Source organism: Pseudomonas sp. C 49-2 (assembly GCF_003970195.1).
Classification (GTDB): Bacteria; Pseudomonadota; Gammaproteobacteria; order Pseudomonadales; family Pseudomonadaceae; genus Aquipseudomonas; species Aquipseudomonas canadensis.
Window position 1 is genome coordinate 56,270 of record NZ_RXYG01000014.1, and the last position, 26,209, is coordinate 82,478.

Below are 26,209 nucleotides of genomic sequence, written 5' to 3' on the forward strand. Positions count from 1 at the left end.
GGCCAGGTCATGCCCAACCACCAGAGTCTTTTCCAGCGCCTTGAGCGCCCGGCTACTCCCGCAAGTGCCGTGACGTCCGTCGCGATCCACCTGGGAAAAATGCTCAGCATCCGTGCGGGCAGTGTGCAGACGCTGCCCGATTACGGCTTGCCCGACCTCAATGACATGAACCAGAGCCTGCATGAGTCATTGTCTCAGTCACGCTTGTTGATCGAGCGATTCATCCGCGCCTACGAGCCGCGCTTGAAGGATGTGCGGGTCAAGACGTTGCCGAGGGACCACGACCCACTGGCCCTGGCCTTCGCCATTGAAGCTACTTTGATGATCAAGGGCACCCAGCGCCCCGTGGTGTTCACCGCTCGGCTATGCGATTCCGGTCGGGTAGAGGTCTTGCCGGATGTCGTTTAATCGTTATTACCAAAGCGAGCTCAGTGCGTTGCGCCAGCTCGGTCGTCAGTTCTCCGAGCGCAATCCTGCGCTTGCTCCCTTTCTCGCAGAGTCGGGTCAAGATCCGGATGTAGAGCGACTGCTGGAAGGCTTTGCGTTTCTCACGGGGCGCTTGCGCCAGAAGCTCGATGACGAGCTTCCAGAACTGACACATTCGCTGATGCATTTGCTCTGGCCCAACTACATGCGCCCGATGCCCGCGTTCAGCATGCTGCAATTTGATCCGTTGAAACACTCCGGTCCGGACGTGTGGGTGGCGAGGGACACGCCGGTCGAAAGCGCCGCAGTCAATGACGAGCGGTGCCGTTTTCGGACCTGCTATGCCACGCAGGTTCTACCGCTGCAACTGAGCGCGTTGGAGTACGGCACCCAGGCAGGGCGGGGGAAGTTGAGCCTGCGTCTGGACATGAGCGCCGAAGGTAATTTCAGTGAATGGACCTTCACTCAGTTGCGCCTGCATCTCGCCGGAGATCGCTACATCAGCCAGGAGCTGTACCTGAGCCTGCTGCGTCATCTTGACGGTATCGAGTTGCTACCTTTGGGCCACGATGGCCTGCCGGTCAACGGGGTTAATGGCCAGGCGTTATCACTGCGGCTGGACGCCGACCAGGTCCAGCCGGTGGGTTTCAGCGAGGAACAGGCGTTGATCCCGTATCCGCAAAATACCTTTCCAGGGTATCGCCACCTGCAGGAGTATTTTGCCTTTCCTGACAAGTACCTGTTTGTCGATGTAGGGGGCTTGGGCGTGCTGCAGGAATTACCTGGCGAATTGCTCAAGCAGGTGCGTGGGGTGATGTTGCGCTTCGAGTTGCGCACGCCATGGCGTGAGTCCCAGCAGCCCACCCTGGAGAACGTCAAACTGTACTGCACCCCTATCGTGAACCTGTTCAAGCATGATGCGGTGCCCATCCGGCTGGACGGCAAGCAGGATGAGTATCTGCTCGTCCCTGGCGAATACTCGCGGGAAAACGCGAGTGTATTTTCCGTCGACAGTGTCACAGGGTGGCAACCGGGTGGGCGTGGATACAAGGCTTACGTGCCCTTCGAATCCTTCGAACATGGTGGCGACACCGACCAGGCGGATAGCCCGGCGAGTTATAGCATTCGTCAACGGCCATCGGCACAGCATGCAGGGCTTGAAACCTGGCTTGCGTTTGGTAACGGTCCTGAGTCAGAGCAGCAAACCCTGTCGATCGAGTTGACGTGTACCAATCACAACCTGCCTCGGCTGTTGCAGCTTGGGGACATAAACCTGCCCTGCGAACAGACGCCAGAGGGGTTGTCGTTTCGGAACATCTGCGCGCCAACGGCCAGTTTTCCGCCACCCCTGGATCAGGATTTTCTCTGGCGATTGATTAGCAACCTGTCGCTCAACTATCTGTCGTTGAGCGACATCAACGCCTTGAAGGTGATCCTTCAAACCTATGACTTACCGCGCTACCACGATCGGCAAGCGCAGAAGGTCAGTGAGAGGAAGCTGGGCGCAATGCGATCCGTCAGTCATACGGCGGTCGACCGATTGCAACGGGGCTTGCCGTTTCGGGGGATACGAATTGATCTGAGCATCGACCCCCAAGGCTTTCTGGGGCATGGCGAAGTGTTCGTCTTCGCGTCGGTACTCAACGAATTCTTCGCGCTTTACGCCAGTCTCAACGCTTACCACGAACTACGAGTCATCAGCACACAAGGAGACGTGTACCTATGGCCACCACGGATGGGGCAGCAGCCCCTGCTTTGACGCGACTGTCCCGGGGCATCCGCGAGTATTCGCTGTTCCAGGCGGTTTTGCAGGTGATCAACCGCTTGCGCGAAGCCCATCCCCTGTCGGATGACGACGCGTTGTATGACTTGTTGGAGTTTCAAGCCAATCCAGGTCTTGGCTTTCCCGGTCACGATATTGACCGGGTGGAGTTTTTCAGTGAGCACGGGCAGTTGCGTGCGCGTCTTCGCCTCAACCTTTTGGGCTTGTGTGGCGCGGGGTCGCCCTTGCCGGCGTTTTATGGCGAGCAAGCGTGTGCCGACGGAGTGGGTGGCAGTACTACGCGAGAATTTCTGGACGTGTTTCATCACCGTTTGCAACGACTGATGCTACCCATCTGGCGCAAGTACCGTTACCGGGCGCGGTTCCAGGCAGGCGCGCGTGACACGTTATCCGAGCAGATGTTTGCGTTGATCGGCCTGAGCGGCCAGCAGATTCGCAGTGTCGCGCAATTGAACTGCAAGCGGCTGTTGCCTTACTTGGGGTTACTTAGCCTGCGGGCGCATTCGGCAGCCTTGATCGAGACGGTGTTGCGTTACTACTTCAAACACCCCCGCTTGTTCATTGAGCAGTGGGTACTGCGCACGGTTGCAATCGCTGACGCACAGCGAAATCGGCTCGGCACCGCGAATAGCGTACTTGGCCGTGACCAGGTATTGGGCAGTCGGGTTGCCGACTGTAGTGGCAAGTTCAGGGTGCATCTGCAGGGCCTGGGTTGGCAGCAATTCCATGGGTTTCTGCCCACTGGGCCCGACTACCCGCTGCTGTGTTCATTGGTGCGCCTCACATCTCGGGATCCATTGGACTATGACGTGCGGCTGGTGCTGGCCAAGGAAGAGATCCGACCGTTGCACATTGGTGAACACAACGTCTGTCGCCTCGGCTGGACCACGTGGCTGGCGCATGACTGCTCCGACGGGGTGGTCATGGTGCCGGGCAACGCTCATGAGGGATGAATCATTATGATAAATGTGGATCTGCAACAACTTATTCAGACATTGACCACCCAGGCCCGTCGGGATTTGGTGCGCGCTGCTGAACGTTGCGTAACGCGCGGCGGCAGAGAAGTACTGGTGGAAGACTTGTTGCTGGCCTTGCTGGAGCATCAAGACGGCCTTCTCGTACGGGCTATGGCAGATGCAGGCATTGAGGTGGGTGAGTTGCAAGCGGCACTGCAGCCCAAGGGGGAGGCGAGTGCATCACGCAACCCGGTGTTTGCCCAATCGCTTGTGCAATGGCTGCAGCAGGCCTTGATGGTTGCCCATCTGGAACTGCGCCAGACTGAAGTCGATCACGGCGCGCTGTTGCTGGCACTGCTGCGTCATCCGCTGCACCATGCGGGGAGTGCCTATCAGGTTTTGTTGAACCGCTTGGATACGCAGCGTTTACTGGGCTTTGTGTCGAGTCAGTCGCCTGGCACGGATCCTTCGCCGACGAGCGAGTCATTGCTGGAACACTTCACTCACGACCTGACGCGCCAGGCGCTTGAAGGCCGTATCGATCCGGTGATGTGCCGCGAAGCTGAGATCGGCCAACTGATCGACATTCTCATGCGCCGGCGCAAAAACAACCCAATACTTGTCGGCGAAGCCGGGGTAGGCAAGACGGCCGTTGTCGAAGGCCTCGCGCTGCGCATTGCCACCGAGCAGGTGCCAGCCGCTCTAAAGGATGTGCGGGTGCTGACCCTGGATATGGGGCTACTCCAGGCTGGAGCCAGCATCAAGGGAGAATTTGAGCGGCGCCTCAAGGGCGTGATCGACGAGGTCAATGCCTCGGTCAAACCGGTGATCCTGTTTATCGATGAGGCGCATACGTTGGTCGGTGCGGGCGCTCCGGCGGGTGGGTCTGATGCGGCAAATCTGCTGAAACCGGCCTTGGCCCGTGGTGAATTGCGCACCATCGCTGCGACCACTTGGTCGGAATACAAGAAGTACTTCGAGAGAGATCCGGCGTTGGCACGGCGCTTTCAGCCTGTACTGGTTGGCGAGCCCAGTGTCGAGCAGGCGGTTTCGATCCTGCGCGGACTGGTCTCGGTATATGAGCGCAGCCATGGCGTTTACGTGCGGGACGATGCGGTTGTGGCGGCGGCGCAGATGAGTGCCCGTTATCTGAGCGGGCGCCAGTTGCCCGACAAGGCGGTGGATGTGTTGGACACCGCTTGCGCTCGTTTGCGTACCCGCAGGGAGGCGGCGCCCGAAGTGTTGCAACGCCTCTACGCGGAACAGGCGAAAGGCGTGCGGCAGCTTCAGGCAATAGGTCGTGACAGGGATGCAGGGTTTCCCGTGGATGAGCAAATATTGCACGGGTTGAACCTACGCATGGAGGAGATGGAAAGCGAGCGCCAGCTTCTGGAGCAGTGTTGGCAGGAGCAACAAACATCGGCGCAGCAGGTATGCCCGCACCTGGTGGCGGAGGTCATCAGTGGCTGGACCGGTATCCCGGTTGAACAGTTGGCATGTGAGCACAGTACACGGGTGCTGGGTTTTGCCGATGCTCTGCGCGCGCGCATTCTTGGCCAGGAACAAGCGGTGCAGGCTCTGGACCGCAATCTGCGCGCCGTTGCAGCCGGGCTCAACAAGGCCGAGGCCCCGGTTGGTGTGTTCCTGCTGGTGGGCCCAAGTGGCGTGGGCAAGACCGAGACTGCGCTGGCCCTGGGCGATCTGTTGTATGGCGGTGAGCGTTTTGTCACCACCCTCAACATGTCGGAGTTCCAGGAAAAACACTCACTGTCTCGCTTGATTGGCGCACCGCCCGGTTATGTCGGTTTCGGCGAGGGCGGTGTGCTGACCGAAGCCGTACGTCAACGCCCGTATTCTGTGGTGTTGCTCGACGAGGTCGAGAAGGCCGACCCGGAAGTCTTGAACCTGTTCTATCAGATTTTCGACAAAGGCCTGGCCAATGATGGGGAAGGCCGGGAAATTGACTTTCGCAACACGCTGATCCTGATGACGTCCAACTTGGGCAGCGAGTGCATCGGTGAACTGTGCGCAGACGGCGCGCGACCTGAAGTGCAAGTGCTGCAAGAGGCGATCCGGCCGTTGCTGCGCGACCACTTCAAACCCGCATTGCTGGCTCGCATGCGCGTCGTGCCGTATTACCCGGTCACGGGTGAGGCTCTGCATGATTTGACAAGACTCAAGCTGGAACGCTTGGGTCAACGGTTGCATCTGCGCAAGCTGGCGTTCAGCTATACGCCCGAGCTGGTTGCACACATGGCCAAGCGTTGCGCCCACAGCGATAGCGGCGCTCGCTACCTTGACCAATGGATCGAACTGCATTTGTTGCCGCAGGTGGTGGATCGCTTGCTGGCGGCGATGGCTCAAGACGAACCCTTTGCGCATGTGCATGCGTACCTGACGGAGAATGGTTCTCCCCTCTGCGAGTTCAGCCAATGAGGGAGAGCCGACCCACCCAGGAGCCCCAATCACAGGCATACCTCGACGCGTTGCTAGGCTGGTTCGTTCGCCTGGGTGCCGATGGCGACGAAATCACCTTGCCCGGGCTCTGTGTTGCGGCTGCGGCGCAGTTGAGCCAATGCGAACTCAGTCAGTGGTACTGGCGCGATGAGTCCACTGGCCGACTTGAACTGATTGCCCAGCATTTGTTCGGAGTGCTTTGTTCCGGCGATCCAGTCGGAACCAAGGACTTTCAGCATGAGCAGGTGTTGCACTATGTACTCAACCATAAAACGGCTCTTAGCCTGGAGGACCTCACCGGCAGCATGTACGCGTGCGGGTTTCTGCCAGCGCTGGAGACTCCCTGGGAAGCGCTGTCATGCGTGCCGTTGTTCAACCGCGACAAGGCCATCAACGGCGTGTTGCTGCTTGCCAGCCAATGCCGGAGAAATTTGCAGGACTACTCCCTCTCTTTGAGCCAACTGGGAAGTTTTGCCTTGACGCAGCGGGCTCTACTGAAGAGTCAGTGTTCCACAGGAAGTATCGCCCTTTTGAGTGACTGTAAACCGGCCCCTCGAGCGGAGTTTGGGCTGATCGGCAGCAGTACGGCGATGGATCAGACGTACCGCCTGATCGGTAAGGTCATGCAGACGCCTTACACCGTATTGCTGCGCGGCGAGACGGGGACAGGCAAAGAGGTGGTGGCACGGGCTATCCATTCTGCAGGTCCGCGCAAAAGCAAAGCGTTCGTGGTGCAAAACTGTGCGGCGTTTCCCGAAGGATTGCTGGAAAGCGAGTTGTTTGGCTATCGCAAAGGGGCTTTCACGGGAGCTGAACGCAACCATGTCGGGCTGTTTGACGCGGCGCATGGAGGCACGCTGCTCTTGGACGAAATCGGCGATATGCCGCTGTCGCTGCAGGCCAAGTTACTGCGGGTCCTGCAGGAAGGCGAAGTTCGCCCGCTGGGCGCTACTGCGGCACACAAGGTTGACGTGCGCATCATTGCTGCGACACATCGTGACCTCTGCGCGATGGTAGCCCAAGGCAGTTTTCGCGAAGACCTCTATTACAGGCTGGCGCAATTCCCCATCGAACTGCCGCCCTTGCGCGAGCGTGACGGCGATGTGTTGCTGTTGGCGCGGGATTTTTCGCAACAAGCTTCCATTGCACTTGGACGTGTGCCGGTGTCGTGGTCCAGCGCGGCCCTTGACCAACTGTCGAGCTACGCCTTCCCCGGCAATGTCCGTGAGCTCAAATGCCTGGTGGAGCGTGCGGTACTGCTCTGCGATGACGGGGTGATCCTGCCGGTGCATCTTTCCTTGCCTGCGCCACCAGCCAATGACTCCGTCGATGCGACGTTGCGCCAACGTCTGGAGCGGGTAGAGCGGGTGTTCCTGATCGATTGTCTGCACAAGAACCGTGGTAATCGCACCCGAACGGCGCGTGAGCTGGGCGTCGCCCGCCGCACGCTGCTCTATCGCCTGGCGCGCCTGAAGATTCCCGTTGGCGATGTCCGTGAGGAAGGCTGAATGGAAGAAGTGTGGGCACCTGATTTTCATGGGAGATACCTGATGTTTTTTCATCCGTGGCAAGCCCTGGTGCTTGTGCTGTGTTTGTTGAGCGGCTGTAACGCCAATTATGTCTTTGATGATGCCGACTACCGTCCGTTGGGTGACCCCCAGGCGACACGTCGTGGGCAGTGAGCAGGAGAGCTCTGCCATGCAATTAGTGTTTGAAGTCTGCAGTGGCGTGAATAATGAACCGCTGGCGCGCAAGGCGTTTGATGGTGTTGGCGGTGTGATCGGCCGTGGGACGGGTTGTGACTGGATCATCCCCGATACCCATCGTCTGATCTCCAGTCATCACGCCTTGGTCAGTTATCGAGAAGGCCACTATTACCTGACGGATATCAGCAGCAACGGCATCAGTGTTTCAGGCAGCATGGAACGCCTGGACAAAGGGCAGGCGCGGTTGATCATCGAGGGTGAAGTGTACCAACTGGGACGGTTGGAAATTCGTGCCCGGTTGGTGGCAAATGAACGGCGGTCGTTTGCTGGGGATGATGTGATTCCAGACGACGCGTTCCTCGGGCTTGACCCTGTTGACGCGCTGGATCGCGAGCAAATGCGTGTCAGCTCATCGGCAGAATTGGACGGCCTGGATACGTCAACGCAGGTGACTTTCCAATCGCACATTCAAGGGCCCGTGGATCGCGATCATCTGATCGTACCGACATGGGCTGAACCCGACAGGAAAGAGATACCTCCCGAACCCGCCATGGCCTTGCCTGCTGCCTCGGAAGTGTTCTGGCCGCAGTTCGCGCAAGCATTGGGTGTGCAAGTGGATACCCTTGATACGCCAGGTCGCGAAGCCCTCGCGATCAAGGTGGCAGGGCTGTTCAAACAAGTCATCGAAGGGCTGCAGCAAAACCTACGAACCCGTGATGAGCTGAACAGCGAGATCAACATTGCATTGACCCCCCCAGTGTCAAACATCCTCAACCCGCTGAAAGCTTGCGCCGACAGCCAGGCTGCCATGGCGTCACTGTTGGGTGCTGGAGCCCCGGGAGAGCTCGGTGCCGAGCAAGCCGTCGCCCAGGCCTGTCGCGACCTGCAAGTTCATCAAGTGGCCATGATCGTGGCTTGTCGGACCGCGGTGCGGTGTGCATTGGCAGCCTTTGCGCCTGGACATTTGTTGCTGTGCTTCGAGCGCGAGGGCAAGCCACCCAGGTTTTTCACCCAGGCCGCTTATTGGCGGGCATACCAACGCCACTATCGACGACTGGTTGACGAAGATCCCTTGGGCCATCAGTGGTCGCGCAATGATTTTTCCAGTGCCTATGAGGAGCAGGTACGCCTGGTTTCCGCCCTGAATGTGGGGTGCCCAGGATGATGTTCGCGTGCCGAGTTGCGGCCCTATCAATGCTGTCAGCACTGTGCCTGTTGGCCGGATGTAGCAGCCTTTCACCTTTTTCGACCCTGACCAAACTGGACTTGACGTTGATCGCAGGTGACGAAGTCAACCCCGACCTGCACGGTCGCCCTTCTCCCGTGGTGGTGCAACTGCTTGAACTGCGGCACCCCGTGGCCTTTGAAAATGCCGATTTTTTCAGCCTCTACGACCGCGCCGAACAGACACTCTCCAAGGATTGGGTCAGCAGCGAGGAGTTGGAATTGCGTCCTGGTGAACGGCAGGCACTCAAGCTCAGTGTCCAGCCGCATAGCCGCTATGTCGGCGTGCTGGCGGCGTATCGCGACTTGCCTCATGTGCAATGGCGGCTCGTGCTGCCGGTAGTCCCGGGGCAATTGACCCGTGCCGACATTGTGTTGGACCAGACGGGGCTACGGATGGCAACCCCTCAGACTGACAGGACGGAGAATTGAGATGCAGGTCCATAACGTTATCTGGCAAGAAGGCATGCTGTTGCGGCCCCAGCACTTGCAACACAATGACCGCTACTACCATCGACAGCTCAACCGAACTCGGTTGCTGAGCAGTGATGCGTGGGGGTTCCTGACCCTGGACATCGATATGCAGTACCTCAATCTGGGCAAGGTCGTTGTCAACCAGGCCAGCGGAGTATTGCCGGACGGCAGCTTGTTTGAGTTGAGCGGCGCGATGGAGCCTTTGGTGTTGCAGGTGCCTGCCAATGCGGGCAGGCAAGCTGTTTATCTGGCGTTGCCGCTGGCGAGCGAGAATCAGGTTGAGGTGCGCAGGAAGGAGCAAAGCGATGTGCTGGCACGCTACGTCGCCTGTGAATCGGAAATCGGCGACTCCAACGCCGGCGTTGATTCTCGTTGCCAGATCAACTGTGCACACCCGGACTTTCGGCTGATGCTGGGCGATGGGCCCAGTGATGCGTTCTACGTGAAGCTCCAGGTCGCCCAAGTGCAGGATTCGACTCGCGAGGATGGCGTAAGCCTGGATGCGGACTTTGTGCCGACGTTCATCTATCTCCAGAGCGCCGGATATGTGCCGTCATGCATCAAGGAGGTGATCAGCCTGCTGGCGACGCGTGGCGATGCGATTGCAACGCGAATCCAGGGGAGTGGTGCCTCGACAGGAGCACAGGTCGGCGACTTTCTGATGCTGCAACTGATCAATCGTGCCGAGTTGGTCCTGCGTCACTACCTGGTGCAGGCTCAAGTGCGTCCGGAGCTGCTGTATCGGGAGTTGCTCTCGATTCTCGGCGAACTGTCGACGTTCGCCAACGATAACAAGCGCGCACAACTTGCCGTGCACTACCGGCATGGCGATCAGGGGGCGAGCTTTCGTGGGCTGATGGAGGGGCTTCGCGCTGTATTGTCGTCGGTGCTGGAACAACATGCCATCGAGTTGGCGTTGCAAAAGCGGCAATACGGTGTGCTGGTTTGCCCTGTCAGTGATCTCAAGTTGCTCGGCACCGCCACCTTCATTTTGGCCGCCACCGCCCAATGTGATTCGGAAGAGCTTCGCCATCGTTTGCCGGCGCATCTCAAGATCGGCCCCGTAGAGCGCATCCGCGAGCTGGTGAACCTGCACCTGGCCGGTATCAAGGTCCAGCCGCTGCCGGTCGCGCCGCGGCAGATTCCGTATCACGCCGCCAAGACCTATTTCATGCTCGAACTCAGTCCTCGTGACATCGCGCAGTTGGAGCAGTCGGGTGGTTTTGCCTTCCACGCGAGCGGCGAATTCGCCGAGCTGGAACTCAACTTCTGGGCTATCAGGAACTGAATACCATGACGAAGGGCAGTGAATACCCGCAGGATGAAAAAACCGTACTGCTTGACCGTGATGGGCTCGGGCCGGCGCTGGGACCCGTTACAGACTTCCCTTCGCCGCCACGCTTCGCACAGTTGGAAGATCGGATGATCTACGCCGCCAACCTCCCGGGGCAGCGTTTCAAAATGGGCACCAACATGCTGTTGGCAGCGGGCTGGGAGCTCTTGTCGCAGGTTGCCCAGCTCAAGGCCAGCCCCGCTCGGGAAAGCTTGCAAGCGCTCAATGACCAGCTCTCATCGTCCATCAGCGCATTTGAGGCCCATGCCTTGCACCTGGGGGCAGAGAGCAGCCAGGTGATGTCGGCGCGTTATGTGCTGTGCAGTGTCATCGACGAGGCGGTAGTCACCACGCCTTGGGGCAGTTGCAGCGATTGGTCGAAGAAGAGCCTGTTGAGCCGCTTTCACAACGAAACCTTCGGTGGTGAAAAGTTTTTCCAGTTGCTGGAGCGATTGTCCCGCGATCCCGTCAAGCATATTGCCATGCTGGAGCTTATGTACCTGTGCCTGTCGTTGGGATTCGAAGGCAAATACCGCGTCATGGAGCGGGGAAGGGGGCAACTGGAAACGATCCAAGATGCTGTTTACCGCCAGGTCAGGCATGTGCGAGGTGACCGGGTGCCGCTATCCATCACTCCCGAGAGAGGGAAAGTTCCTCGGGTACGAATACGGATTCTCTCCGTCATGTGGGTCGTTATTTGTGTGCTGGCTTGTTTACTGGTGATGTATTCGGGGTTTGCCTGGGTGCTGAACCAGGAGCGCGAGGCGGCGCTGCAACCTCTTCAATCTCTTCAATCTCTGGTGTCAGGCGTTTCTCGGACACCCTCGTAACGCTGGGAGCAATGGATGAACGCATTCTTCAAAGGAGTGGGTACGGTGCTGCGCAAAAGTTGGGTATACAGCTTGCTCCTAGTGCTGTCCAGTGCACTGCTGGTGTGGTTTTTCGGGCCCTTGCTGGCGGTGGATGACTACCGTTTCTGGCAAAGCCCGACGTCCCGTTTGCTGACCATCAGCGGGTTTCTATTGCTGTGGGGGCTGGCGATGGTCGTGGTGGGCGCGCGTCGTACCGTGTGGTTGAATCAGCCTGCAGAGCATGAGCGTCATCAGCGGCAGGCATTGATCGACGATGAAATTCGACAGGTGCGGGAGCGCTTCAAGGAGGCGCTGCAGGCGTTGAAAACCTCACGACGCTACGGTGAGCGCAGCGAGCGTTGGCGAGAGGAGTTGCCCTGGTATCTATTGATTGGCGAGCAAGACAGCGGCAAGACCAGCCTGCTGGCGGCCAGCGGCTTGCCGTCTGCACTGGACTCCCCTGAAACGGCGCCACAGGGGGCTACGTCTTGGTGTGAGTGGTATTTTGCCGAAGAAGCCGTACTGGTCGAGGCAGCGGGCCGTTATTTGGGCCAGCCCGACCCTTCAGTGGATGACGCGGGATGGTCGACCCTACTCGACATGCTCAAGCGGCGGCGTAGGTCGCGGCCACTCAATGGCGTGGTCGTCACGTTGTCAGTCGACACACTTTCAAGCAGCAATGAGCACGACCTGGAACGTCATGCCCGCCATGTGCGTACCCGCTTGCAGGATATCCAGCAAACACTGCACGTGGATGTACCGGTGTATTTGGTGTTGACCCAGTCTGACCGGTTGGCCGGGTTTGCCGAGTTTTTTGATGCTCAGCAGGGCGATGATGCAGAACAGGTCCTGGGAGGGTATCTGGGTACCGACCTCGTCCAAGTGAGAGCAGTGTTCGAGAGCTTGCTGCAACGCCTGGGTGGGGAGTTGATTCCGCGCTTGCATCACGAGCGAAATGTCGAGCGTCGAGGGCGCATGCTTGATTTTCCCCGGCAGCTCGCACGCATCGGTGACTGTCTATGCCTGTTTATCGAGGCGGCGTTTTCTGTCAATCGCAATCAGCCTATCAATGCCCTGCGAGGTTTCTATCTGACGTGTGCGAAGACCGTCGATGTACGTCCCCATTTTGTACAGGGGCTGTTTAAGCGCGTGATTTTTGCCGAGGCCGACCTGGCCGGGCTGCTTGATCCGGAGCGGCAGCGCATACGCCGACGCCACGGATTGATGGCGCTGGCAGCGACTGTGGTTATCGGGGCTGTGGGGGTAGTGTGGGCGCACAGTTACGCGTTCAACCATCAGCGCCTAGTGCAATTACGGGGACTGATCAACACCCAGCCCGCCCCGCTGCGAGGGGCGGACGAGAGCCATGCTTTGCTGGCGCTGCTGGACAGTCGACTGGCGGCAACCCAAGTGTTTTCGCCACAGGCCGAAGCACGGTGGATCGATCGGGCCGGCTTGTATCAGGGGGCGCTGAGTAGTCCGCCACTGGCTGCAGCTTATGAACACGCCCTGCAGCAGCAGTTTTTGCCATACGTGACCACCCTGCTCGAAGGGCGAGTGCGAGGAAGCCTGGGTGACCGCGAGCACCTGCTGGATAGCCTACGTGCCTACCTGATGCTCAATCTGCGTGGGCGGCTTGATAAGGGCTGGCTGGCAGAGTATGTGTCTGGCCAGTGGGCGGGAGACTCTTCGGCGAATAAGCGCTTGAATGAACACTTTTTACGACTCCTCGAACAACCGTTTCAGGCGCCATTGAATGAAGAGTTGGTCGCCCAGGCTCGCTTGGTATTACGCGGTGAGTCATTGATGGAGGTGGTCTACAGAGCGCTGCGGGAGCAAGCGCGAAACCTGGAGCCTTATCGCTTGGCCGAAGGTCCGGCGTTTACCAGGGGCGAGCCGCCTATACCGGGGTTTTACACCAAGAAATACCTGCTGCTGTTCGAACAGCAGGGTACTCAGATGGTCAATGCCATTGCTCAGGACAATTGGGTACTTGGAGAGGGTACTGACCTGAGCGTCGTGGATCTACGCAGGCTGATGCTGGCGCTGGAACAGCGCTATTTCAGTGAGTACGCCGACGCCTGGAGCGACGCCCTCGGTCGGATCAAGCTGCGGGAAAGTGGCAGCCTGCAACAAGGCGCTGAACATCTTGCAAGCCTTACATCGGCTCAATCGGCTTTGGTGCAGCTGTTGCAGCAGGTGCGCGAAAACACTCGGTTAGTGTCGGTTTCCGATCGACTTGAAACGGAAGTCCAGCAAGTCGGCGAGCTGGGCGCGGTGACTTCCAGGGACCTGACCCGAGCAGTGTTACCTGATAATGCCCGGCGTGCCTTGCAACGCCGTTTCGAGCCCTTGCACCAATTGCTCGACGAACAGCAGAACCCAAGGGGCGAGTTGACGCAGGCATTGCGCTTGCTGGATGAGCTGCAATTGCAATTGTCGACAGTGAGCCGGGACAGTTCACCGGAGCAGGCCGCGTTCAAAATGGCCAGGCAACGGATGGATGGACAGCAGCCGCTGCTGGGCAACTTGCGTGACACGGCGGCTCGCTTTCCGCAACCGCTCAAAGGGTGGTTCGAAGGCATTGCCGACCAAAGCTGGCGCCAGCTGCTCGATGGCGCCTACGGGTTTGTGAATCAGCACTATCAAAACGAAGTCTATGGCTTCTATGCGAAAGCCATTCAGCGTCGTTACCCATTCGATGCGCATGCGGGCAGTGATGTTGCCCTAGGCGACTTCCAGGCGTTTTTCAAGCCTCGGGGTGCTATGGCGCGCTTTTATGAGAGTTACCTGCGGCCGTTCGTCACCGTCGAGGGCAACCGCTATCGCCTGCGGGGGATAGAAGGGCGCAGCCTGCCGATGTCGCGCTTGTTACTGGAACAGCTGACCAAGGCCCAGATCATTCGCCAAGGTTTTTTTACCGAGGATCAGGGAGATTGGGCCGTACGGTTCACGCTGGCGCCCTACAGCCTGGACCAGGCCGTCAGCCGGGCGACGCTGCGGGTGGGTGATCAGCAGTTGGAATATCGCCACGGCCCGATCGTGTCGATGGCGTTCCATTGGCCGAGTGAAGCGGAGAATGGTCGCAGCAGCCTGGTGCTGGAGCGCGGTGCCGAGCGGCCATTGGGCATTGAGAAAGACCGTGGCGCCTGGTCGATGTTTCGGTTTTTCGACCTGATGCAAAGCGAGCCCGCGAGCGGCAGGGATGCGCAGGTTCTCAAGGCTGACCTGGCTGGCCTGCGGGCCAATTACCTGCTCACCAGTCAACGCGACCCGAGCCCATTCCAAATGGCGACGTGGCGCACCTTCCGCCTGCCGGAGCAATTGTGAGCGGTGCACAGTCATGGCTTAGTGCCGGGCGCACGGCGCAAGGCAAGAGCCGTGCACGCAACGAGGATGCCTTCCTCGATTGCCCGCAACGTGGTTGTTGGGCGGTGGCGGATGGTATGGGCGGGCATCATGCCGGAAATGTAGCCAGCCAATGGGTGGTTCGCAGCCTTGCTGCACTGCCTGACCAAGGCGATTTCGACCAACGGATCGAGGCCGTTCGACGGTGCCTGCGGGGTCTCGACAGCCAGTTACAACCCGCCGATGGCGTGGCGGGCATCATGGGCAGTACGGTGGTGGTGCTGTTATTGGCACATGATCGTGCCGCCTGTATTTGGGCCGGGGATAGCCGATGCTACCTGTGGCGAGGGCGGCGGCTGTATCAACTGTCGCGGGACCACTCCTTGCAGCAGCAACTGATAGACACGCAACAGTTGAGCCCGGAACTCGCCCAGGCTCATCCTGGCGCAAGAGCCTTGACCCGCGCGGTGGGTGCCAGGCAGCCATTGAGCCTTGAGATACTGGAACTGCGTTCCCAGCCCGGTGACGTGTTTTTGTTGTGCAGCGACGGTCTGTACCAGGGGCTCAGTCACCGGGAACTGGGGAATGCCATGAGCGCGAGCACGCCACGGCAGGTGGTAGATCGGTTGTTCAGTAGTGTGCTGCTGGGGCCGGCGCGGGATGACCTGACCGCCGTGGTGGTCCGGCCATGAGCGCGGCGGCAGGCCCGCCGAAAGTGCTGGCCGGGCGCTATCAGCTTGAGCGAATCCTCGGTGCCGGGGGCATGGGTGTGGTTTATCGCGCGCGGGACTTGCTGCATGAAGCGTTCGGCGAGCCAGACTGTCGCGTGGCGCTGAAATTGTTAGGCGAGACCCTATCCGCATCCACCGACGCGCATGTGCTGCTCTACAGCGAATTCGCCCTGACCCGAAGCCTGCGACATGACCATGTGGTACGTGCATTTTCTTTCGAGGTAGACACGGCGCACCAAGTGGCGTTCTTCACCATGGAACTGATGCCCGGCCTGACGCTCGACCGAGTGCTTCCGGAATGTCCTCAGGGATTGCCATGGCAAGAGTTGCAGCCCATGGCCCTGCAACTGCTGGATGCACTGGCCTACACCCATCGGCAAGGTGTCCTGCATGGCGATGTGAAACCGGCGAATATCATGGTCGGGGAGCAGGGGGTACGCCTGTTCGATTTTGGCTTGGGTCACGCGCAAGCCCAGGCGGAGGCTGGATTACCAGGTTTGAGCCGCAACCGGCTGAATGCCTGGACTCCCGCCTATGCAGCGCCGGAGCTGATGGCAGGCGGGTTGCCGTCGGCGAGCGCCGACTTGTATGGGGTGGCCCGAGTGCTCTACGAAATGGCAGAGGGACGGCGGCCCGTAGAGCGTCAACGTAATCAACGATTGCCGCGGCCCAGGCAACTGCCCAGGCAGTACTGGCCTTTGTTATGTTCAGCACTGGCCATGGACCCCGAGCAGCGAACCGTCGATGTTGCCGAGCTGTGCGAGGGGTTGGCAGCCCGTCGGTGCCTATGGTTCATGGGCTAGTGCGTCAACCGGCCAAATCATGCATCCGACAGTACTCGTCCCAGCTCAACCCCGCCATCTGTGCCACTTCCTTGTGTACTTCAAGGCGTTGGGTTTCAAAGGCTTCGGGCGACTCGGCGGTCAGTTTCAGGGTCAACTCCCAGGCAAACAGGCCCTGGCGTTCGGCCTCGGCTTCGAAGGCCTCGTGCAGCCGTTCGGCGCGGTAGTGCGCCAGGGTTTCGCCCTTGGCTTGTGCGGCCAGCGGGTTCAGGGTGTCGAGTTCTGCGGCGACATCGGGGTGTTCGTTGAGGAACCTGTTCAATGCCAACTGGTGGTTATCGCCGGGTGGTGACAAGGACTTACTCCATTCGATGGCCGGGCTTTGGATATGGCGGGCGCGTTTGCGTAGCCGGCGGTGGGTCATTGCAAGTATGAGGTTGAGTAAAAACAATAACAGGTAGGCTATCCGCACCGCAGCAGATTTGGTCAGTGGTCCACGTAAGAAAATTCAATTATTTAGAGAATCTAAGGAATTGCCTGTCGTCCATTACGGAAAAAACAGCTGGATGAATGGCAAAAAGCTTTCGCTCATCGTGCCAGGACGTGTAGCGTTAACCCCGTATTTCCGGCCCTGCCTTCCAGGGACAGAGGGCGATGGGCAGAGGGATGGGTCATGGCGCAAACGCTGTTCAAGCTTTTCTTCACCCAACGTCTGGCTGCCTTGGCCAGCACTGAGTCTCTTCGAGCGATTCGCGAAGGTTTGCTGTGGATCCTGCCATGCCTGTTGGTGTCGGCAAGCTTCCTGATCCTGTCTGAATGCGCGCGGGTGCTGGGTTTCGATGCGCAAGTGGTGGCGTTCCTCGCTGGCTTGCATAACCAGATCAGCTCCGTGATCCCGCTGCTGGTCGCTGCGTCCATCGGTTACATGCTGGCAATCCAGCATCGTCTGCCACAACTGCCGGTAGCGTTCCTGTGCCTGGCCCATGTGGTGGTGGCGACGTTTATCCTGCGTGAATACCCCCGGGCTTCAGCCACCTTCGTCCTGTTTATCGCGATTGCCTCGCCGCTGTTGAATGTGCCGGCAATTGCCTGGCTGCACCGTTATCGCTGGACTCGGTTGGTCAATGAAGACTTGGTAGGGCAAAACCTGCGGGGCACGATCAATATGGTGGTGCCGGGCGCGATCACCGCGCTGGCGTTGGTGATGGTGCTGTCCGTGTTGTTGCAGGTGCCTTATGTGGCGCAGTTGCAGGGACCACAAGTACTTGATGCCTTGCAATCGCCTTACGGTAGCGGCCTGTTTGTGAGCCTGATGAATTCGCTGCTGTGGTTCTTCGGCATCCACGGTGTCTATGCCATGCAGCCGCTGTTCGATGTGCTGGACCAGGCGGTGGTGCTGAACAATGCGGCGGCGGCGGCGGGCGAGCCGATCAAATACCTGTTGAACAGCGGCCTGCTGGGCAGTTTCGCGTTTATCGGCGGTTCGGGCGGAGCACTATGCCTGTTGCTGGCGATCTTGCTGTTCTCCAAGAGTCAGTCCATGCGCTTGTTGGCGGTGGCAAGTCTGCCGCTGTCGCTGTTCAACGTCAGTGAGGTGCTGTTGTTCGGTTTGCCGATCATCCTCAATCCGCGCTTGTTCATTCCCTTTCTGATTGTGCCTGCGTTGAACGCCATGGTGGCGTTGACGGTGGTGCAGATGGGCTGGGTCTCACCGGCGGTGGTCAGCGTTCCGTTTACGGCGCCTGTGCTGCTCAATGCCTACCTGAGCACGCACGGCGACCTCGCGGCAGTGGCGTTGCAACTGACGCTGCTGGGCCTCGGCACGTTGGTGTATGCGCCGTATGTGCATGCGATCCATCGCCAGACCACTGAAGGTGGCACGGTGTACCTCAAGTCCCTGGACATGACCTTTCGAGGTCTTGAAGAAAAGGGCCGGCTGCGTGAGCTGGACCCGGTGCTCGCGTCTCACAAGGCCCTGGCGCGCCAAGCCAATGAACTGAGCCGCATCCAGCAAATCAGCGACTACGAGTTCTACCTCGAATTCCAGCCACAGGTCTCGACCCGTACCGGCCTGTGCACCGGTTGTGAGGCGCTGATGCGTGCCCGCGATGCCCAAGGCAAGGTGCATTCGCCCTGGGAGTTCCTGCAATGGCTGGCCCAGGCGCGGTTGATGCCGGACGTGGATGTGTGGGTCGCGTCCCAGGCGGTGCGCCAATACCAGAAGTGGCAGAAGCTCGGCTTTGCCTTGCCGATGACCATCAATATTTCCAGCGCGACCTTGACCGACGCCGCCTACGGTGAGCGCCTCGTAGAAATCCTGGCCCAGGCCCACGGGCAAGTCTCGGTGGAAATCACCGAAGACGCGCTGGTCAGCGATATCCAAGCCACGCGCCAGATTATCCAGAAGCTGCAAGCCATCGGCGCCAAGGTCTATATCGATGACTTCGGTACCGGGTTTTCGGCCTTGAGTTACCTGCATCAGTTTCCGGTGGATTTCATCAAGATCGATCGTAGTTTCGTGGTGGCCCAGCACGATCCCAAGGGCGCTCAGGTCATGACCGGCATGTTGCGCTTCTGTGAGGCGCTGAACCTGGGCGTGGTGGTGGAAGGCGTGGAGACCGCCGAGCAGTTGGCCTTCCTGAACACAGGCGCCGAGTTGATCATTCAGGGCTGGTATTTCAGCAAGGCACTGCCGGGGGATCAGTTGGAAGGCTTTGTGCGTGAGCGCGCTGCCTTGGCGCAAGCCTAATACACGCGTTGGGTCTGCTCGATCTCCTCGACCAGGTCGTCAATCCCGGCCAGGCGCGCACGGTTGTCGTGATCCCAGGGGTGAAAGCCGGGTTTGAAGTAATGCAGCCACGGCACCAGCATCCGTGGGAACACGCCCCTGGGGCCATACAGAAATTTCAGCATGCGCCAGAAGCCTTTCAGATGCCCGCCAGACTTGCGGTCAGCGATCAGCAGGCGTAGGTGAAAATCGAACACCACCAGCCAGAACAACACCGTGGTGGTGAGCATGGTCCCGGTACGCAGCAAATAGCGCATGGGTCCGGGCTTGATTACGGTGTTCCAGACATCGAAGGCCACTGCTTTGTGTTCGGTTTCCTCCAGGGCATGCCAGTACCACATCTGTTGGTAGCCCTTGAGTGAGTCACCGAAGCGAGACGGATCGCTCAGCAGGATTTCGGCCAGCATCGCGGTGTAGTGTTCCAAGGCAATGGTCACGGCCAGGTTGAAAGACGCCGGCAGGTGTTTTTTCTGCCAGTCGAGGATGAACTTCAATCGGCGGTCCAAGGTATGCGCCGGCAACCCGGCCGCTTGCAGCAAGTCGTTGTAGGCCACGTGTTCGCGGCTGTGCATGGCTTCCTGGCCGATAAACCCCTGGACCTCTTTTTTTAGCTCAGGGTCATCAATACGCTGGCGGTAGTGGCGCACGCTGTCCATGAAAAACAGCTCGCCCTGGGGAAATAGCAGCGACAGCGCATTGAAGAAGTGCGTGATGAACGGACCCTGTTCATGCCAGTCCTTGATGTGCTCGGCGGGCAGGGCGAAACGGATGTCACGGCGGATCGGCAACATAATGCGTGCTCCTGTTCAGAGACGGGGCTCGTCGTTGGTTTCAAACACCGGCGTGCGTGGCTTGGGCGCCATGCGTTTGCTGGCGAACACCACCAGCGCTTGATAGGCCGCCGGCAGGCAGCGGGCGAGCAGGTCGAGGAAATACGCGTCGCGGCCGATTAGCACGCGGCGCTTGTTCTTGCGTACGCCGTGCAGGATCACTTTGGCAGCCTGGTCGGCGTCGGTGATGAACAGCTTTTCGAAGTCGGCGCGGGCCTGTTGTTCGCTGTGGATCAGGAACCCTGTCATGTTGGCGTCGATACGGCTGCTGCGACAGATATCGGTGCGAATGCCGCCGGGGTGCACGCAGGTGGCTGACACGCCGCAACGCTGCATATCCAGTTCCTGGCGCAGGGATTCGGTAAAGCCGCGCACGGCAAACTTGGTGGCGTTGTAGCCGCTCATGCCCGGTTGGGCAAACAGGCCGAACACGCTGGAGGTGTTGACGATATGGCCGTCGCCTGAGGCTTTCAGGTACGGCAGAAACGCCTTGGTGCCGTGGACCACCCCCCAGAAGTTGATGCCGACGATCCATTCCAGGTCGGCGTAGTCCACGCCCTCCACCGTGCTCGACAGGGCCACCCCGGCATTGTTGAAGACCAGGTTGACCTGGCCGTGATCGGCTGCGCAGCGTGCAGCCCAGTCTTCCATGGCCGTGCGATCGGACACATCCAGCACCTGCGTAGTGATCAACACAGGTGCCAGGGTTGAGGCCTTGATCAATGCCAACGTCTGTTCCAGCCCCTGGCTGTTTTTGTCCGCCAACGCCAGGTGGCAACCCTCCCGCGCCAGGGCCATTGCCAAGGCGCGACCCATGCCGGATGCAGCGCCGGTAATGGCCGCGACACGGCCGTTGAATGACTTCATGACAAGCTCCCTTCGGCAGTGGAATGGGGCGTAGGTACAGGACGGGTGGGCGCATTGACCGGCATCAGACGGGTCACATAGTCTTTGAGCGCAAACTGGCGGGTGACGCGTTTGAAGCGCCAGGTCGAGCCCGGCCATAACGTGGTGTTCTTGCCCGTGCGTGGGTCCAGGTACCAGCTTTGGCATCCTCCGGTGTTCCAGATGGTGCGCTTGAGCTTGGCCTGCAGCTGTTGGTTGTAGGCGCTTTCCACGCTGGGTTTGACGTCCACGCTGGCGATGCGATGCCGCTGCATTTGCTCAAGCGCGTCGAGGATGTAGGTCACCTGTGCTTCGATCATCAGGATCATCGAGTTGTGCCCCAGGCCAGTGTTGGGCCCGACGATCAGGAACAGGTTGGGATAACCGGGCACCGTAGTGCCCTTGTAGGCATGGGCACCGTCTTGCCAGGTGTCCATCAGGTCCACGCCGCCGTGCCCGATGATGCAGTCGCGGGGCAGGGGATCGGTGGCCTGGAAGCCGGTGCCGAAGATCAGGCAGTCGGCCGGGTGCTTGATACCGTCGGCGGTGATCACACCGTCGGCTTCGATGCGCAATACATTGTCGGTAACCACCTCGACATTGCTGCGTGACAGCGCAGGGTAGTAGTCATTGGAGATCAGCACGCGCTTGCAGCCGATGGTGTAGTCCGGGGTCAGGGTCTTGCGCAGGGAAGGGCGCGCCACTTGTTTGTGCAGGTGGCGCAGGGCGATTTTCTGCACCATCTTCATCAGCCGTGGGTGCAGGGCAAAGCCGACCACGCGGCCCTCCAGAGCCCAATAAAAGGCGCTGCGCACCAGGCGTTGGGTGAAAGGCAGGTGTTTGAACAACCAGCGTTCGAAAGGCGAAATGGCCCGGTCGGGCTTGGGCATGATCCACGGTGGCGTGCGCTGGAACAGGTCCAGGTGAGCCACGTGCGGCGCTATTTGCGGCACGAATTGAATGGCGCTGGCGCCCGTGCCGATCACCGCCACGCGTTTACCCTTCAAGGAGTACGCGTGGTCCCACTGCTGTGAGTGAAAGCGCTTGCCCTTGAAGCTGTCGAGCCCTGGAATATCCGGCAGCGCCGGCCGCGACAGGCCACCCATGCCCGACACCAGCACCCGTGCAGTGACCTGGCGACCATCGCTGAAGCGCAGTTGCCAGCGCTGTTGTTGCTCATCGAAAACTGCCCGTTCAAGTCCCATGCCGAAACGCAAGTAGGGCGCCAGCTCGAAACGTGTGGCGCATTGCTCCAGATAAGCGCGGATCTCCGCTTGTGGCGCGAACTGCCGCGTCCAGTTCGGGTTCGGCGCGAAGGAAAACGAATACACATGGGACTGCACATCGCAGGCGCAGCCTGGGTAGTGGTTGTCACGCCAGGTGCCGCCGAGGGTGTCGGCCTGTTCGGCGATAAAGAAGTCGGTGAACCCGGCCTCCTTGAGCTTGATCGCCATGCACAGGCCGGCAAAGCCGGAGCCAATGATCGCGATGTCGATTGAGTCGCTCTGGGTATTCATAAGCATTCCTTCATGGGCATCGGGTGTGCTCCTTTTCTTGTTGTGTCTTTTAGATAGAACACCATTGCAAAGAAAAATTGAATTACTTATTTTAAAAAAGATTTTAAATAATCTACCTGAAAATATCGCCTACGCTAGTCCCAGGCTCCTCATGTGTGATTTGTCCGACGGACAAGCACGATGTTCAGGTCCAGGGTATGGGCGATAGCTGAGGCTTTGATCAATTCCGGTCGGGTCGACAGCAGCAGGGATGCAGAGGACCGAGCTATGGCTGTTGAATGGGTTATCGCTGCGGCTGTGTTGATAGGCGCGAGCGCCGTTTTATGGGGATTCAGCGCGTGGATGAAACGGCGCATTGAAGCTGCCGTTCCGAGCAACGGGCGCTTTCTGGAGGTGGATGGCGAGCGCTTTCATTACTACGAAGAGGGTAAGGGCCCACCGCTGGTGATGATTCACGGGTTGATGGGCAGCAGTCGCAACCTGACGTATGCACTGTCCGGGCAGTTGCGTGAACACTTCCGTGTCATCACGCTTGACCGTCCTGGGTCGGGTTATTCCACGCGCCACAAAGGCACCGCTGCGGACCTGCCGGCCCAGGCGCGTCAGGTGGCGGCCTTTATCAATACACTCGGCCTGGATAAACCCATGGTGCTGGGGCATTCCCTGGGCGGTGCGATTTCCCTGGCGCTGGCCCTCGACCATCCCCATGCGGTGTCGGGGTTGGTATTGGTGGCGCCACTGACCCATCCACAACCCACGTTGCCCGTGGTGTTCTGGTCACTGGCGGTGCGACCGGCCTGGCTGCGGCGCTGGGTGTCTCACACCCTCACGGTGCCCATTGGCCTGTTGACGCGCCGTGCGGTGGTCAAGGGGGTGTTCGCACCAGACAATGCCCCTGACGATTTCGCCACCCGTGGAGGTGGCCTGCTGGGCATGCGCCCCGACAACTTCTATGCCGCGTCCAGCGAGATCGGCCTGGTCAATGACGCCCTGCCGGACATGGTCAAGCGCTACCCGCAATTGACGTTGCCCATCAGCCTGATCTATGGCGCGCAGGACAAGGTCCTGGACTTTCGCAAACACGGCCAGGCCCTGGCCGACAAGGTCCCAGGCCTGAAGCTGCAGGTGGTGGAGGGGCGCGGGCACATGTTGCCGATCACCGCCACCGCGCGGGTGGTGGAGGCGGTGCAACAGTTGGCCAAGCGTGCGCGGCCAGCGCAAACCGCTGCGATCTTGCATCCGCCGTTTGCATTGGCAAGCAAATAATCGTGTCTTCCACTGCGGGTTGTGCCGTCCGAAATGCTTGCCCTAGAGACCTGACCAGGCGGCTGAAAAAGAGACTGCCCAGTCACGTAGAAAAGGCCTCGAAAAAGTAGTTGACGACCTAACGATTCCGCGCTATTTCTTTAAAAAAATATTTCAATGTTTATTTTGAAATGATTTTTGAAATGCCTAAGAGCGAATAAAAATGAAAAAAACGTCTTTTATCGCATGGTTGATTTCCTGGAGCAGTCAACGCTCCCTGAACCTGTTTTCCGCGTCCCAGCATCGGTGGCTGCCATGAATCAGACATTGGCAGCTCCAAGCGTGTGGGCCGACGGCAAGCGTCACCTGTGGTGGTTGGGCATCATGCCCCTGGCCACCCCTTTGTTGTCCGGCGCACTGGCCATTACCACCGGTATCCAGCAACTCTGGTGGGTCGGTGTATTGGTGATCTTCGGCCTGATCCCGCTGATTGACGGCCTGCTCGGTGAAGACGTGAGCAACCCGCCCGAATCAGCCGTCAGCCACCTTGAATCCCAAAGTTACTACCGCTGGATCGTCTACACCGGCGTGCTGTTTGTCATCTCGTCGGTACTGATTACGGGTTGGCTCGCCGCTGGCGGTATCGACTGGATCATCCAGGGTGGGCTGTTGCAGGCTACCGCGAACCTGGAACCGTCGAGTTGGTTGTCCCATACCGCCAGCTACGTCACCGCACGCACTCAACTACATGGCGAAGTGAGCTGGTTCACTTACCTGGGCATGGCCATGTCGACCGGCGCCGCAACTGGCATCGCGATCAACACTGCCCATGAACTGGGGCACAAACCCAATGCGCTGGAAGTGTTCCTGGCCAAGGTCACCCTGGCCCCGACCTTCTACGGGCACTTCTACACCGAACATAACCGTGGCCATCACGTGCGTGTTGCCACGCCAGAAGATCCTGCCAGTTCGCGACTGGGGGAGAGTTTCTGGGCGTTCCTGCCACGCTCGGTCTGGTTCAGTGCCCGCTCGGCCTGGAACCTGGAGCGCGAACGTCTGCGCAAGCTCGACCTGCCGGCCTGGCACTGGCAAAACGGTGTGCTCAGCGCCTGGATGTACAGCGTAGTGCTGTGGGGGGCGATGATCGTCTGGCTTGGATGGGCGGTGGTGCCGTTCCTGATCATCCAGGGCATCTACGGTTTCTCGCTGTTGGAAGTGGTGAACTATGTCGAACACTACGGGCTTAAACGCCAGAAGTTGCCCAATGGTCGTTATGAACGCTGCTCGCCACGGCATTCATGGAACAGCAACCGTATTGTTACCAATATCTTTCTGTTCCAGTTGCAACGGCACTCCGATCACCATGCCAACCCCACCCGTAGTTATCAGTCGTTGCGTCATTTTGATGAATCACCGCAACTTCCTTATGGTTACGCGAGCATGATTGTCTGGGCGTATGTGCCTTATTTATGGCGGCGGCGAATGGATCATCGAGTATTGAACCATTATGCCGGGGATATCACCCTGACCAATCTTCAGCCTTCACAACGGTTGAAGTACCTGGAAAAGTACAGCAACAGCGCAAAACCTTTTTAAGTTCAAGTAACACGTTGTTTGGGTACTCGGGGCCTGCGTGCCGCGCAGGCCTCTATCGCCCGGGATTTTCCATATCGGTTGCCAGAAAGTTGTTTGACCCGAACAAAAATAATTAAAGGGAAGGACGTACACCATGCAAGTATCTGCCAAATTCATCACACATATCGTATTGGCTGCGTTGGGCCTGATCGCCTATCACCAGGCCCAGGCAGCACGCATCGAACCCGCCGGCAGTGCGTTTACCGCCCAGGGGCCCATCAGCTTTTCCAAAGGCGCGCTGATCAGTGCCGACTGCACCATCAAGGTGGCCGGCAAAGTGGCGGCTGATGGTTCATCGGTCAATGTCGATGAAGTCGAATTCGATGGCGGCCTCAAGTGCAGCCGAGTGGAAGCCATCAACTTGCCGTGGATTCTGGTCGCCAAGGATACCAAAAGTGGCTCTATGTCGAAGATCAGTGTGGATGTCCACGCGTTTGGTCTGGGCGGCAAGTGTGGGCCCTCAACTGCCGACGGCACCTGGGATAACGCCACGGGTAAGTTGGAAGCCGCCAACGTCCCGATCGGCGAAGACTGCAAGATCAAGACGGTGTCGATCAAGATGCCGCCGAACTTCAAAGTTGTTGAATAAGCGTTAGATGTTGTTTCGTTATTGAATTGAGATTTGGCTGGAAAGGGAAGTTCTGCAGTTTCACCGTGACCTCTCGATCATGGCCATTACCCCTGGCGAAATGAATTCGCCATAACATGTGAGGAAAAACAATGAAAAGCTTGAAAACCCTCGTGTCGTTGACTGCTTTGACTGTTTGCATGGGTGCTGCTTCGATGGCGAATGCTTATAGTATTACGCCAATCAATACCAACTTTACCGCGCCCGGCACAATCACGGTGAAGTCGCCTTCCTCGTTCCAGGCGGCCGTCAACTGCACCGCAACTTTCGCGGGCCGGGTTGACGGCGCCGGTGTAGCAAAAATCAATACCGTCACCGTTTCTGGTGGGGGCCTGTGCAACCTGCCACAGATCACGGGCTTGCCGTGGACCCTGACCGCGACCGGTCCTAACGGTGTGTTGTCCGGAACCGTTTCGAATGTCGGCTACACCATTGCTAGCACTTTCCTTTACCCCGCCTCCAACTGTGGTCCGAGCACTATCAATGTGGGTTACAACGGGTCTGCGCTGACCGCGAGCAATCAGAACCTTAGTGGCAGTTGCACAGTTGTAAGCCTGAGCGTGACCCCATCGCCGGCGCTGACCATCATCCCTTGATGTTCGCTCGAGAA

The 26,209-nt window shown here is 59.1% G+C and carries 23 protein-coding genes; 18 read left to right on the plus strand and 5 right to left on the minus strand.

Going from position 1 to position 26,209, the window contains the following annotated elements; translation table 11 throughout:
* Positions 1-9: 9 nt before the first annotated feature.
* Genes tssE through EJ576_RS24165 form a run of 4 tightly spaced genes read left to right on the plus strand, consistent with a single transcriptional unit; the run spans position 10 to position 5,601 of the window.
* Positions 10-408, plus strand: coding sequence for a type VI secretion system baseplate subunit TssE (gene tssE / locus EJ576_RS24150; RefSeq protein ID WP_122684756.1), 399 nt, complete (start codon positions 10-12; stop codon positions 406-408).
* The gene (gene tssF / locus EJ576_RS24155; protein ID WP_126571307.1) at positions 398-2,185 is read left to right on the plus strand and encodes a type VI secretion system baseplate subunit TssF; all 1,788 of its coding nucleotides are present in this window, start codon (positions 398-400) and stop codon (positions 2,183-2,185) included. Before tssE ends, tssF begins: the two co-directional genes overlap by 11 nt.
* Positions 2,149-3,162: a type VI secretion system baseplate subunit TssG gene (tssG, locus tag EJ576_RS24160; protein ID WP_126571308.1), complete on the plus strand. Its 1,014-nt coding sequence runs from the start codon at positions 2,149-2,151 to the stop codon at positions 3,160-3,162. Before tssF ends, tssG begins: the two co-directional genes overlap by 37 nt.
* A 6-nt stretch (positions 3,163-3,168) precedes the next feature.
* Positions 3,169-5,601, plus strand: a complete 2,433-nt coding sequence (locus tag EJ576_RS24165; protein ID WP_126571309.1) for an AAA family ATPase — start codon at positions 3,169-3,171, stop codon at positions 5,599-5,601.
* A gap of 53 nt (positions 5,602-5,654) precedes the next feature.
* Here the strand turns inward: EJ576_RS24165 and EJ576_RS30095 are convergent, their stop codons facing one another.
* Positions 5,655-5,876, minus strand: coding sequence for a hypothetical protein (locus EJ576_RS30095; protein ID WP_256656647.1), 222 nt, complete (start codon positions 5,874-5,876; stop codon positions 5,655-5,657).
* On the opposite strand from EJ576_RS30095, the gene EJ576_RS24170 reads away from it, so the two are divergent.
* From EJ576_RS24170 to EJ576_RS24210, 9 genes are read left to right on the plus strand one after another with little or no spacing between them, the layout of a single operon-like run.
* Positions 5,868-7,130, plus strand: a complete 1,263-nt coding sequence (locus EJ576_RS24170; protein WP_256656646.1) for a sigma-54-dependent Fis family transcriptional regulator — start codon at positions 5,868-5,870, stop codon at positions 7,128-7,130. The two genes, EJ576_RS30095 and EJ576_RS24170, sit on opposite strands and share 9 nt — an antisense overlap.
* A 42-nt stretch (positions 7,131-7,172) precedes the next feature.
* Entirely contained in the window at positions 7,173-7,304 is a 132-nt protein-coding gene (locus tag EJ576_RS24175; protein ID WP_028616507.1) for a hypothetical protein, read from the plus strand.
* A 16-nt stretch (positions 7,305-7,320) separates the two neighbouring features.
* Complete coding sequence (gene tagH, locus EJ576_RS24180) at positions 7,321-8,493, plus strand: type VI secretion system-associated FHA domain protein TagH (RefSeq protein ID WP_126571311.1); 1,173 nt, start codon at positions 7,321-7,323, stop codon at positions 8,491-8,493.
* 29 nt (positions 8,494-8,522) lie between these two features.
* A complete protein-coding gene (gene tssJ, locus EJ576_RS24185; RefSeq protein ID WP_240037361.1) occupies positions 8,523-8,984 on the plus strand; it encodes a type VI secretion system lipoprotein TssJ in 462 nt (153 codons plus the stop codon).
* Between the two features lies 1 nt (position 8,985).
* The gene (tssK, locus tag EJ576_RS24190) at positions 8,986-10,314 is read left to right on the plus strand and encodes a type VI secretion system baseplate subunit TssK (RefSeq protein WP_126571312.1); all 1,329 of its coding nucleotides are present in this window, start codon (positions 8,986-8,988) and stop codon (positions 10,312-10,314) included.
* A 5-nt stretch (positions 10,315-10,319) separates the two neighbouring features.
* Positions 10,320-11,189, plus strand: a complete 870-nt coding sequence (icmH, locus tag EJ576_RS24195) for a type IVB secretion system protein IcmH/DotU (RefSeq protein ID WP_126571313.1) — start codon at positions 10,320-10,322, stop codon at positions 11,187-11,189.
* A gap of 15 nt (positions 11,190-11,204) precedes the next feature.
* Positions 11,205-14,540: a type VI secretion system membrane subunit TssM gene (tssM, locus tag EJ576_RS24200; RefSeq protein ID WP_126571314.1), complete on the plus strand. Its 3,336-nt coding sequence runs from the start codon at positions 11,205-11,207 to the stop codon at positions 14,538-14,540.
* A complete protein-coding gene (locus tag EJ576_RS24205; RefSeq protein WP_126571315.1) occupies positions 14,537-15,250 on the plus strand; it encodes a PP2C family serine/threonine-protein phosphatase in 714 nt (237 codons plus the stop codon). The genes tssM and EJ576_RS24205 overlap by 4 nt, the downstream gene beginning before the upstream one ends.
* On the plus strand, positions 15,247-16,092 hold the full coding sequence (locus EJ576_RS24210) for a serine/threonine-protein kinase (protein WP_126571316.1): 846 nt from the start codon (positions 15,247-15,249) through the stop codon (positions 16,090-16,092). The genes EJ576_RS24205 and EJ576_RS24210 overlap by 4 nt, the downstream gene beginning before the upstream one ends.
* Positions 16,093-16,096: 4 nt before the next feature.
* On the opposite strand, the gene EJ576_RS24215 is transcribed toward EJ576_RS24210, so the two are convergent.
* Entirely contained in the window at positions 16,097-16,426 is a 330-nt protein-coding gene (locus EJ576_RS24215; protein WP_016980200.1) for a DUF6388 family protein, read from the minus strand.
* 318 nt (positions 16,427-16,744) lie between these two features.
* Between EJ576_RS24215 and EJ576_RS24220 the strand changes: the two genes are divergently transcribed.
* Complete coding sequence (locus tag EJ576_RS24220; RefSeq protein WP_126571317.1) at positions 16,745-18,820, plus strand: EAL domain-containing protein; 2,076 nt, start codon at positions 16,745-16,747, stop codon at positions 18,818-18,820.
* On the opposite strand, the gene EJ576_RS24225 is transcribed toward EJ576_RS24220, so the two are convergent.
* Genes EJ576_RS24225 through EJ576_RS24235 form a run of 3 tightly spaced genes read right to left on the minus strand, consistent with a single transcriptional unit; the run spans position 18,817 to position 22,091 of the window.
* Positions 18,817-19,650 carry a metal-dependent hydrolase gene (locus tag EJ576_RS24225; RefSeq protein WP_126571318.1) on the minus strand — a complete coding sequence of 278 codons (834 nt, stop codon included), beginning with the start codon at positions 19,648-19,650 and terminating at the stop codon, positions 18,817-18,819. The genes EJ576_RS24220 and EJ576_RS24225 overlap by 4 nt on opposite strands.
* Before the next feature lie 15 nt (positions 19,651-19,665).
* Entirely contained in the window at positions 19,666-20,556 is an 891-nt protein-coding gene (locus EJ576_RS24230) for an SDR family oxidoreductase (RefSeq protein WP_126571319.1), read from the minus strand.
* Positions 20,553-22,091, minus strand: a complete 1,539-nt coding sequence (locus tag EJ576_RS24235; protein WP_126571320.1) for an NAD(P)/FAD-dependent oxidoreductase — start codon at positions 22,089-22,091, stop codon at positions 20,553-20,555. Before EJ576_RS24235 ends, EJ576_RS24230 begins: the two co-directional genes overlap by 4 nt.
* Positions 22,092-22,358: 267 nt before the next feature.
* On the opposite strand from EJ576_RS24235, the gene EJ576_RS24240 reads away from it, so the two are divergent.
* The 4 genes from EJ576_RS24240 to praB all read left to right on the plus strand — a co-directional run bounded on the left by EJ576_RS24240 (position 22,359) and on the right by praB (position 26,195).
* Positions 22,359-23,357, plus strand: coding sequence for an alpha/beta fold hydrolase (locus tag EJ576_RS24240; protein ID WP_178083566.1), 999 nt, complete (start codon positions 22,359-22,361; stop codon positions 23,355-23,357).
* Between the two features lie 294 nt (positions 23,358-23,651).
* Positions 23,652-24,932, plus strand: a complete 1,281-nt coding sequence (locus EJ576_RS24245) for an alkane 1-monooxygenase (protein ID WP_122728271.1) — start codon at positions 23,652-23,654, stop codon at positions 24,930-24,932.
* A gap of 133 nt (positions 24,933-25,065) precedes the next feature.
* Entirely contained in the window at positions 25,066-25,560 is a 495-nt protein-coding gene (gene praA, locus EJ576_RS24250; RefSeq protein ID WP_126571321.1) for an alkane oxidation protein activator PraA, read from the plus strand.
* 131 nt (positions 25,561-25,691) lie between these two features.
* Positions 25,692-26,195, plus strand: a complete 504-nt coding sequence (gene praB / locus EJ576_RS24255; RefSeq protein ID WP_122728266.1) for an alkane oxidation protein activator PraB — start codon at positions 25,692-25,694, stop codon at positions 26,193-26,195.
* The last annotated feature ends 14 nt before the right edge of the window (positions 26,196-26,209 follow it).